This is a genomic window from Parafannyhessea sp., assembly GCF_051876455.1.
Lineage (GTDB): Bacteria > Actinomycetota > Coriobacteriia > Coriobacteriales > Atopobiaceae > Parafannyhessea.
The window spans coordinates 1-9,696 of the sequence record NZ_JBJEHW010000166.1 but is presented as its reverse complement, the minus strand read 5'-3'; the positions used below and the strand labels follow the sequence as shown (position 1 = coordinate 9,696).

Sequence of the window (9,696 nt, the reverse complement as noted above, 5' to 3'; positions counted from 1 at the left end):
AGGATTCTAATAACAGGTTCGCGTTATTAGAATCGCGCGAGAAATTCTAATAACGCTTTTCGACCTTAATCCGTTATTAGAATCCTTGCCACTCCGGACCGGTCCGGTCCGCAGCCCCTGCCGCCGCCGTCCGAGCCCTCTGCAAATGTTGTGCCATTGGGCACGAAAGCGCCCTCCCACCCGACACGAGTCGCCCGCACATGCGAAAATAAGAGGACTTGTGCTGTTCGCGATGTTACTGATGTTGATGATGCTGACGGACGTGGGGAAGGGGGCATTGGCGTGACCGAGAGGCGAAGGCCGACCAAGAGGTCATCCCGCGGCTCCCAGGGCCGCAGCCCCCAGCGCCGCAGCTCGACGTCGCGCGGCACCTCCCGCAGTGACGGCGACGCCACCACGCGCGTCTCCGGCACGCGCAGCTCGCGCGGAACCTCCCGCAAGAGCTCCCGCGGCACCAGGCGCACCCAGCGCGACGCCGACTCGCAAGAGCTGCGCGGCACCAGGCGCGAGTCGGGCTCCAGGCACGAGTACCGCGACTACGAGCGCGAGATCAGCCGTCACCCCAAGCGCCCTCCCGCGCGGACAGTACGCCAGCGCCAGCGCGAGCCCGAGGGCATCCCCATGTACCGCGAGGAGTACGGCCAGGCGGGCATCGCCCCGCGCAGCCGCGAGAGCCGTCGCAGGCGAGAGGAGCGACTCCGCCGGGTCCGCGGGTTCGTGGGCACGCGCCCGCAGTTCCCCTTCCGGCCGCTCATTGCGATCGTGGCGGCGCTGCTCGTCGCGGCGGTCGTGTTTCTCGTCGTGACCAACGTCGTCAAGCTCGTGAGCACGCCGCAGCAGACCCAGGAGACGACCGCTACCGTCGTCAAGAGCAAGGGCGGCCTGTCCACGGCGATCGCGGACTCCAGCAAGCTGTTCACCACCACGTACGACTGGGACAACCTCTCCACCAAGAGCGGACGCATCACGTACAAGGCAAGCGGCAAGACCGTCAGTCGCACGGGCATCGACGTGTCCGAGCACAACGGCGCGATCAACTGGACCAAGGTCGCGGCCGACGGGATCGACTTCGCGTACATCCGCATCGGCTACCGCGGCTCGGTGCACGGCAACATCAAGGCGGACAAGCGCTTTGCGCAGAACTTCGCCGGCGCCAAGAAGGCGGGCCTCGACATTGGCGTCTACTTCTTCTCGCAGGCGACCACCACCAAGGAGGCCAAGGCCGAGGCGCGCTATGTGGTCAAGAAGCTGGGCGGCTACGCAACCAAGTACCCCATCGTGTTTGACATGGAGCCCTCCCAGTCCGGCAACGACCGCGTGGCCGAGCTCAGCAACGCGCAGCTCACGGCCGTGGCGCAGGCGTTCTGCAAGGAGGTCGAGAGCCTGGGCTACCACGCGTGCGTCTATGGCAGCCGCGCCGACCTCGCGCACTACGACCTCGCGAGCCTCGCCGACTACGGCTTCTGGTACGCGGAGTACGCCGACCAGCCCACGATGGCGCTGCGCTTTGCCCTCTGGCAGTACTCCAGCACGGCGACGGTGGACGGCATCGACGGCAACGTCGACCTCGACCTCGACCTCACGACGGCCCTCAAGAAGGTGCAGGCAAAGGAGAAGTCCAAGTCCTCGGGCGAGAAGGACGACTCCTCCAGCTCGAGTTCCTCCTCGTAGGCCAAGGGCAAAGCCAGCCGCAAGAGACGCCAGCACACGGCCCCGCGCGACCCAAACCGCGCGGGGCCTTCGCGTCACGTCGGCACGACGGCCGCGCATCGGCTACCATGCATCACTACAACACGCTTTTCCCCAAAGAGGCAACCATGACCGAATGGCTCGTACATCGCTTCATCAAGGACGCGGACCAGACCACGCTCCCCCGCGTCCGCGACGCCCACGGCACGCTCGCGAGCGTCGTCTGCATCATCTGCAACGTCGTGCTCTGCGTCGCCAAGGCGCTCGTGGGCCTGGCGGCCGGCTCGCTCTCCGTCGTGGCGGACGCCATCAACAACCTGAGCGACGCCTCGAGCAACATCGTGAGCCTCGTGGGCTTCAAGCTCGCGAGCCGCCCCGCGGACAAGGGCCACCCCTACGGGCACGGGCGCATCGAGTACCTCTCGGGCGTGGTGGTCGCGTTTCTCATCCTGCTCGTGGGCGTCGAGCTCGTGAAGAGCTCGGTGGAGAAGATCGTGAAGCCGGAGCCGGTGGACTTCTCGCTCGTGACGGTCGTCGTGCTGCTGGCATCCATCGCCGTCAAGGCGTGGATGGCGCGCTTCAACTCCGCCCTGGGCAAGCGGATCGACTCCGTGACGCTCGAGGCCACGGCCCAGGACTCCAGGAACGACGTGATCACGACCGCCGCCGTCCTCGCGGCGGGCGCCGTGTCGCAGCTCACGGGACTCGACCTCGACGGCTGGGCCGGCCTCGCCGTGGGCGCGTTCATCGTGTGGAGCGGCTTCTCGCTCGTGCGCGAGACGCTCGACCCGCTGCTGGGCCAGGCGCCGGACCCCGCGCTCGTGCGGCACATCCACGACACGATCATGAGCTACCCCGGCGTGCTGGACACGCACGACCTCATGGTGCACGACTACGGCCCCGGCCGCCGCTTCGCGAGCGCGCACGTGGAGATGCCCGCCGAGATCAGCCCGCTCAAGAGCCACGAGGTGCTCGACTCCATCGAGCACTACTTCAGCGACGAGGAGGGCCTGCCCCTGGTGCTGCACTACGACCCCGTCGTGACGTTCGACCCCAAGGACCGCGACCTGCACCACTGGATGTCCGAGCAGGTAAAGTCCATCGACCCGCGACTCACGATCCACGACGTGCGCGTGACCCAGGAGGGCGGCGCCACGCACGTCTCGCTCGACTGCGTGCGGCCGCACGGGCTCGCGCTCTCAGACGACGAGCTGAGCGACATGGTCTGCCAGATCGTGCACCGTCGCTATCCCAAGGCCGTCTGCCACGTGACCGTGGACTCGAGCTACGTCTCCACGGGCGTGTAGCGGCGCGAACGCACAGGCGACCCACTAGAGAGCCGGGGCCGCACGTTCCCGTGCGACCCCGGCTCATCGTTTCCCGCGTGGCTGACCGCCCCTTGGAACGGCGGAAGCGCTTCTCCCCTGGCGACCCTAGCGGCCGTCGCGACCAAGCGCGATGCGCCCGGCGGCAAACGTGCAGGACGCGATGCCGACCTTCATGAGGTCGAGCGCCACGAACGGCGCGACGCCCGCAGCGAAGGCAGCCGTGGGCGTGAGGTGCGCGACCACCATGAGCTGCGCCCATCCGCACAGGTACACGACGGCCACCATGGCCACGAGCGACGCCGCCGCGGACGCGACCCAGGGCAGGCGCGTGCGAGAGGCGCGCCCGAGCACCAGCGAGCCAACCGCGGCCGCGAGCACGAAGCCCAGGATGAAGCCGCCGGTGGGACCGGCGAGGCGGACGATGCCGCCCATGTGGCCCGAGAAGACCGGGGCGCCCAGGGCGCCGATTGCCACGTAGGAGGAAGCGCTTGCCACGGCCTCGCGCGGGCGCAGCGCCAGCACCACGTAGCAGAGCGCGAGCACCTGCAGCGTGAAGGGCACCGGCACGAGCGGCACCTCGACGTTCGCGCTCGCGATGAGCGCGAGGGTGCCTGCCGCGACGCGCAGGACGGGCGCGACGGCGGCCAGGCCGCGGGACTCGCCCCTGGAAATGGAACCGTTCCTAAGCATGGGATCTCCCCTCATACCATAATCAATCCAACTAGTCGCGCCACGCGCGCGGGCGTGCGGGCGCCGGCGCCAGGCGCTACTTGGCCCCCTCGGGCACGTCCCAGGCCAGGCTCACGGAGCCCACGCCCAGGTGGAGCGACACCACGGGCCCGCCGTCGCGCTTCTCCACCGTGGCCTTGGGCAGCATGCGGTGCACGCAGTCGACCAGGGCGTCGGCCGCCTCGGAGTCTCCGTAGGAGGAAACCACGAGCAGCCCCTTGCGGGCGCCCTCGGGCACCTGACGCACCAGCGCGCGGACGGTCCCGCCCATGCCATGCGCAACGTCCATGTCGCGGATGCCGCCCTTCTCGAGCACCATGATGAGGTAGCGGTCGAGCTTGCCGGCCACGGCGCGGCGCATCGCGCCGAGCCTGCCGGAGCGGCGCAGCACGTCGAGCCTCGGCACCGTGAACGCGATGCCCTGCAGGGCACGCGCACGCTCGAGCTCAGCGGCCGTCTCGGCCAGGGTCGCGCCGCCGGAGAGGAGCCTCCGCGCGCGCCTGACCGCAAAGTCCAGGCCGCCGGACGTGGTCCACGAGTCGACCACGACGATGCGCTCCGCCGCGACGCCCTCGCCCAGCAGCTGCTCGCGCGCGTCCACCGCGCTGCGGTACGTGCCGGAGAGCCTGCTCGACATGGTGATGCACAGCACGTCGGACCCGCGGTCCAGCAGGCGCCTGAACTCGTCGTGGAACGCGGACTGGAACACGGCCTCCGTGCTCAGGATCTTGGCGTTGCGGAAGAGGGCGTCGTACTCCTCGTTCTCGCCCTCGTACTTCTCCGCGTGGCGGACGCCGTCCACCAGGTAGTGCATTGAGACGACCACGCAGCCCAGCGACGCCGCCTCCGCCCGCGTGATGGGGACGGAGCTGTCGCACACGATGGTGACGGGACGGGGTGCCCCGGACCGGTTCGCCTGCGCCGCGGCACCAGCCGCGGCGGGCGCATGGCCCAGATCGGATTCGCTCATGCGTCGAACCTCCCTATACGACGGAACCTTTCGTATCGCGCGTCGAGAAGTGCGTCCGCCTCCATCGGGGCGAGCTCGGAAAGCTCCTGGTGGAGTCGGTCTGCAAGCCTCTCGGCGAACGCCGGCGTGCCGAGCCCGTCGGCGTCGACCTCGCCGTCCACGATGCCGAGCCTCATGAGCGCCGGCGCCGTGATGCCCAGGGCCTCGGCAGCCTCGGCCGCGCGCTTCTGGGACTTCCACAGGATGGTGGCGCAGCTCTCGGGGCTCACCACGGAGTAGACGGCGTCGCTCAGCATGAGCACGCGGTCGGCCGTGGCGAGTCCGAGTGCGCCGCCCGAGCCGCCCTCGCCCATGATCACGCTCACCTCGGGCACGCGCAGGCCGCACATCGCCATGATGTCGTCCGCGATAGCGGCGCCCTGGCCGCGCTCCTCGGCCTCCATGCCGGGGTAGGCGCCCGACGTGTCCACGAGCGTCACCACGGGACGGCCGAACTTCTCGGCCTGGCGCATGAGGCGCAGCGCCTTGCGGTAGCCCTCCGGCGCGGGCGAGCCAAAGTTGCGCGCCACGCGCTCCTTGGTGTTGCGGCCGCGGTCCGTGCAGACCACGGTCACGGGGCGCCCGCGCAGCAGCGCGATGCCGCCCACGATGGCCGGGTCGTCGCCAAACTCGTGGTCGCCGTGGAGCTCGATCAGCCCCTCGAAGGCCTGGTCTGCCACGGTGGGCACGCTCGCGCGGTTGGTGTCGCGCACGCGGCGCACCAGGTCGTACGGCGTGACGTCCGTGGAGTCGATCGGCTGCTGCATGCGGTGCGGCGCGGGCCAGCGCTCCTCCTTGGGGAAGGCCGCGGGCGCGCGGGGCGCCGCATGGGACGGGTCGGCAATCGCAGCGGCGTCGTGCAGGAAGAGCAGGTAGCCGATGGTGTCCTTCAGGTCCTTGCGCTCCACGACCATGTCCACGAAGCCGTGGTCGAGGAGGAACTCGGCCCGCTGGAAGCCGGCCGGGAGGCGCTTGTGGGTGGTCTGCTCCACCACGCGCGGGCCCGCGAACGCCACCAGGGCGTCGGGCTCGGCCAGGCAGATGTCGCCGTCCATGGCAAAGCTCGCCGTGACGCCGCCCGTCGTGGGGTCGGTCAGCACCACCAGGTACAGGAGCCCCGCATCACCGTGGCGGCGCACCGCGTTGGTCACCTTGGCCATCTGCATGAGGGAGGTCACGCCCTCCTGCATGCGGGCCCCGCCGGAGACGGTGAAGCCCACCACGGGCAGCCCCTTGCGGGTGGCCCGCTCGAAGCAGCGGCAGATCTTCTCGCCCACGGCGCTTCCCATGGAGCCCATCATGAACGAGGAGTCCATCACGAAGAGCGCGCAGCGCTCGCCCACGATGGTGGCCTCGCCCGTGACCACGGCCTCGCGCTCGTGCGACTTGACGCGCGCGACGTCGAGCTTGGAGCGGTAGCTGGGGAAGTTGAGCACGTCGTGCGGCAGGACGTCGCGGTCCCACTCCACGAAGCTGCCCTTGTCCGCCGTGATGGCGATGCGCTCGCGCGCGGAGAGCCTGAGGTGGTGCCCGCAGCGCGGGCACACGTCCAGGTTCTGCGAGAGCACGCTGGCCTCGACCACGTGGCGGCAGTGCGGGCAGCGCACGAGAATCATGCGCTCCGGCACGTCGACGGGAACCTCGGTCACGGGTCCCTCGAGCTCGTTCACGCTCTTGTCGATGCGTTCGCTACTCATACAGGTGCTCCATCAGGTTCGTGTGGTAGTTGCCGCTCAGGAACTCCTCGTTGGAGAGGATGTCGAGCTGCAGGTCGGCGTTGCACTCCACGCCGTCGACCACGAGCTCGCCCAGGGCCGAGCGCATCTTGCGGATGGCCTCCTCGCGCGTGGGGCTGTACACGATGAGCTTGCCCAGCAGCGAGTCGTAGTAGGGCGGCACGACGCCACCCACGTAGAGCGCGGAGTCAAAGCGCACCCACGGGCCGTTCGGCACGTGCAGCATGGTGATGCGTCCGCACGAGGGAAGGAAGTCGGCCGTCTCGGCGTTGATCCTGCACTCTATCGCATGTCCCCTCACGGGCACGGACTCCACGCCCTCCGGGAGCGGCATGCCCGCGGCCACGCGCAGCTGCCACTTGACGAGGTCCTTCCCCGTCACGAACTCCGTCACGGGGTGCTCCACCTGCAGGCGGGTGTTCATCTCCATGAACCAGAAGTGACCCTCGTCGTCCACGAGGAACTCGATGGTGCCCAGGCCCTCGTAGCCCACGGAGCGCGCCAGGTCGCGCGCGCACTTGTACATGTGCTCGCGCACCTCGTCCGTCACGGCCGGGCACGGGCTCGGGCTCTCCTCCAAGAGCTTCTGGTTCTTGCGCTGCACGGAGCACTCGCGCTCGCCCAGGCTCATCACGTGGCCAAAGCTGTCGCCTATGACCTGCACCTCCACGTGGTGCGCCGGCGAGACGAACTTCTCCATGTAGCACTTGCCGTCGCCAAAGGCGGCGCTCGCCTCGGCGCTGGCGGTCTCGAAGGCCTGGGCCGCGTCCTCGACGCGCTCTACCTTGCGGATGCCGCGACCGCCGCCGCCCGCGCGGGCCTTCACCAGCACGGGGCAGCCTATGCGCTCGGCCTCCTCCGTCGCCTGGTCCGGCGACTTCAGCAGGTCGCAGCCCGGGACGATGGGCACGCCCGCGGCCCTTGCCGTGCGGCGCGCCTCGTCCTTGTCGCCCATGCGCTGCATGACCTCGGGGCTGGGCCCTATGAAGACCAGGCCGTGCTCGCGGCACTTGCGGGCGAACTCGATGTTCTCGGACAGGAAGCCGTAGCCCGGGTGTATGGCGGACGCGCCCGAGGCCAGGGCCACCGTGAGGATCGCGTCCATGTTGAGGTAGGACTCGCTCGCGCGCGGGCCGCCTATGCAGTAGGCCTCGTCCGCCAGCGTCGCGTGCAGGGACTCGGCGTCGGCCGTGGAGTACACCGCCACGGTCTTGACGCCCATCTCCTTGCAGGCGCGGATGACGCGGACCGCCACCTCTCCCCTGTTCGCTATGAGGACCTTCTGGAACATGGGCTACTTCTTCCCCTCCGGCACCAGCGCAAACGACATGTCCGCCACGCAGCACACGGTGTCGCCCACGCGGGCCTCGCCGTGCGCGAAGTGGAACATGCCGTGCGAGCGCGTGATCTTGCAGTCGAGCTCGACGGTGTCGCCCGGCTTCACCGGGTGCTTGAAGCGCACCTTGTCGAGGCTCGTGTAGTACGGCGTCGCGCCCTTGGCGCCTCCGTCCTGCGCCAGCAGCACGCAGCAGTTCTGCGCGAGCATCTCGCACAGGATCACGCCGGGCACCACGGGGTTGCCGGGGAAGTGCCCCTGCACGAAGAACTCCTCGCCCGTCACGTGCGTGTGGCCCACCGCGCGGCCGTCGACCAGCTCGCAGTCGTCGATGAGCAGCATCGGCGGACGGTGCGGGAGGATGGTCTCTATCTCTTCTCTGTTCATGACTGCCCCCTAGTACAGCTTCATGAGCACGCAGCCGTACTCCACGAGCTCGCCGTCGCTCACGCAGACGTCCACGACCTCGCCGTCGGCCTCGGCGGTGACCTCGTTCATGGCCTTCATGGCCTCGATCACGCAGAGCGTGTCGCCCTTCTTCACCTTGGAGCCCACGTGCACGAAGGGCTCGGCGCCGGGCGCGGGCGCCGCGTAGAACACGCCCACCATGGGGGCCTTCACGGCCACGACCTTGGTCATGTCGAGCGGCTTCTCGCCGTCGCCGCCGTCGGTGTCGCCGGCAGGGGCCTCCTGCGTGGCCGCCTCCGCGGGCGCGGCAGGCGAGAGGGACGCGGGCGCCGTGGCTGCGGCGGGCACGGGGGCGGCGGCAACGGCCGGGGCCGCGGCCACGGGTGCCGCCACGGGCATCGCGGCCGGGAACGCCTCGGGGCGCTCCATCTCGATGGCGCAGTCGCCCTCCTCGATCCTCACGCGGGCGAGGCCGCGCGTCTGCATGACCTGTGCGAGCGCGTCGACGCGCGTCGTGCTGGTGTCCATCGCTACTCACCATCCTTCTCGTAGCGGCGCAGCGCGACCACGGCGTTGTGTCCGCCAAAGCCGAGCGACGTCGAGATTGCCCACTTGCCGTCGAACTTCGCGGCCTTGCCCGGCGTGTAGTCGAGGTCGCAGTCCGGGTCGGGCTCCGTGAGGCCGATGGTGGGCGGGATCACGGAGTCGCGCAGCGCGCAGGCGCAGGCCATGGCCTCGACCGCGCCCGTCGCGCCCAGCATGTGGCCGGTCATGGACTTGGTGGAGGATATCTGCGCGGCACGCGCGCCCTTCTCGCCCAGCGCCTGCTTGAGGCCCAGGGTCTCCGTCTTGTCGTTGAGCTTGGTCGAGGTGCCGTGCGCGTTCACGTACAGGCCCTCCTCCACGTCGACGCCGGCCTCGTCCACGGCCTGCCTGATGGCGCGGGTAATGCCGTCGGCCGAGGGATCGGGGCTCGTGATGTGGTAGGCGTCGGCCGTGTTGCCGTAGCCGCAGACCTCGGCCACGATGTTGGCGCCGCGCGCGAGGGCGTGGTCGAGCGCCTCGAGCACCAGGATGCAGGCGCCCTCGCCCATCACGAAGCCGTCGCGGTTGGCGTCGAACGGGCGGCACGCCGTGGCGGGGTCGGGGTTGGTCGTGAGCGCGCGGCAGTTGGTGAAGCCGGCCACGGAGACGGGCACGATGGCCGCCTCGGTGCCGCCGGCCAGGATCGCGTCGGCGTAGCCGTAGCGGATGGCGCGGAACGCCTCGCCGATGGCGTTGGTGCTGGTGGCGCAGGCCGTCACCACGGGAAGGGTCGGGCCCTTGGCGTTGTGGCGGATGGAGACCTGGCCCGTGGCCATGTTCGCGATGAGCATGGGCACCAGGTACGGGCTCACCTTGCGCGCACCGCCGTCCATCAGGCGCTTGACCTGCGCCTCGGTGGTGCCGATGCCGCCCACG

The 9,696-nt window shown here is 69.7% G+C and carries 9 protein-coding genes; 2 read left to right on the top strand and 7 right to left on the bottom strand.

From position 1 onward, the window contains the following. Positions 1 to 282: 282 nt before the first annotated feature. Together ACI38Z_RS07305 and ACI38Z_RS07300 are read left to right on the top strand one after the other, a co-directional pair. Positions 283 to 1,671 carry a glycoside hydrolase family 25 protein gene (locus tag ACI38Z_RS07305; RefSeq protein ID WP_439789532.1) on the top strand — a complete coding sequence of 463 codons (1,389 nt, stop codon included), beginning with the start codon at positions 283 to 285 and terminating at the stop codon, positions 1,669 to 1,671. Positions 1,672 to 1,817: 146 nt separating this feature from the next. Further along, positions 1,818 to 2,996, top strand: coding sequence for a cation diffusion facilitator family transporter (locus ACI38Z_RS07300; RefSeq protein WP_439789531.1), 1,179 nt, complete (start codon positions 1,818 to 1,820; stop codon positions 2,994 to 2,996). A gap of 126 nt (positions 2,997 to 3,122) precedes the next feature. On the opposite strand, the gene ACI38Z_RS07295 is transcribed toward ACI38Z_RS07300, so the two are convergent. The 7 genes from ACI38Z_RS07295 to ACI38Z_RS07265 all read right to left on the bottom strand — a co-directional run. Next, the gene (locus ACI38Z_RS07295) at positions 3,123 to 3,707 is read right to left on the bottom strand and encodes a biotin transporter BioY (RefSeq protein ID WP_439789530.1); all 585 of its coding nucleotides are present in this window, start codon (positions 3,705 to 3,707) and stop codon (positions 3,123 to 3,125) included. Positions 3,708 to 3,783: 76 nt separating this feature from the next. Beyond that, on the bottom strand, positions 3,784 to 4,716 hold the full coding sequence (locus ACI38Z_RS07290) for a DegV family protein (RefSeq protein WP_439789529.1): 933 nt from the start codon (positions 4,714 to 4,716) through the stop codon (positions 3,784 to 3,786). Next, positions 4,713 to 6,452: an acetyl-CoA carboxylase, carboxyltransferase subunit beta gene (accD, locus tag ACI38Z_RS07285; protein WP_439789528.1), complete on the bottom strand. Its 1,740-nt coding sequence runs from the start codon at positions 6,450 to 6,452 to the stop codon at positions 4,713 to 4,715. Before accD ends, ACI38Z_RS07290 begins: the two co-directional genes overlap by 4 nt. Continuing rightward, positions 6,445 to 7,782: an acetyl-CoA carboxylase biotin carboxylase subunit gene (locus ACI38Z_RS07280; protein ID WP_439789527.1), complete on the bottom strand. Its 1,338-nt coding sequence runs from the start codon at positions 7,780 to 7,782 to the stop codon at positions 6,445 to 6,447. Before ACI38Z_RS07280 ends, accD begins: the two co-directional genes overlap by 8 nt. 3 nt (positions 7,783 to 7,785) lie before the next feature. Beyond that, the gene (fabZ, locus tag ACI38Z_RS07275) at positions 7,786 to 8,214 is read right to left on the bottom strand and encodes a 3-hydroxyacyl-ACP dehydratase FabZ (RefSeq protein ID WP_439789526.1); all 429 of its coding nucleotides are present in this window, start codon (positions 8,212 to 8,214) and stop codon (positions 7,786 to 7,788) included. A 9-nt stretch (positions 8,215 to 8,223) separates the two neighbouring features. Beyond that, positions 8,224 to 8,763 carry an acetyl-CoA carboxylase biotin carboxyl carrier protein gene (locus ACI38Z_RS07270; RefSeq protein WP_439789525.1) on the bottom strand — a complete coding sequence of 180 codons (540 nt, stop codon included), beginning with the start codon at positions 8,761 to 8,763 and terminating at the stop codon, positions 8,224 to 8,226. Positions 8,764 to 8,765: 2 nt separating this feature from the next. Then, positions 8,766 to 9,696: beta-ketoacyl-ACP synthase II (locus ACI38Z_RS07265; RefSeq protein WP_439789524.1), on the bottom strand; the 931-nt coding region annotated here is incomplete at its 5' end.

What these genes read in the sequence shown, in the direction of transcription:
- ACI38Z_RS07300 (WP_439789531.1), top strand. Translation starts at nt 1,818, where the DNA reads ATGACCGAATGGCTCGTACATCGCTTCATCAAGGACGCGGACCAGACC.
- ACI38Z_RS07295 (WP_439789530.1), bottom strand. Translation starts at nt 3,707, where the DNA reads ATGCTTAGGAACGGTTCCATTTCCAGGGGCGAGTCCCGCGGCCTGGCC.
- ACI38Z_RS07290 (WP_439789529.1), bottom strand. Translation starts at nt 4,716, where the DNA reads ATGAGCGAATCCGATCTGGGCCATGCGCCCGCCGCGGCTGGTGCCGCG.
- accD (WP_439789528.1), bottom strand. Translation starts at nt 6,452, where the DNA reads ATGAGTAGCGAACGCATCGACAAGAGCGTGAACGAGCTCGAGGGACCC.
- ACI38Z_RS07280 (WP_439789527.1), bottom strand. Translation starts at nt 7,782, where the DNA reads ATGTTCCAGAAGGTCCTCATAGCGAACAGGGGAGAGGTGGCGGTCCGC.
- fabZ (WP_439789526.1), bottom strand. Translation starts at nt 8,214, where the DNA reads ATGAACAGAGAAGAGATAGAGACCATCCTCCCGCACCGTCCGCCGATG.
- ACI38Z_RS07270 (WP_439789525.1), bottom strand. Translation starts at nt 8,763, where the DNA reads ATGGACACCAGCACGACGCGCGTCGACGCGCTCGCACAGGTCATGCAG.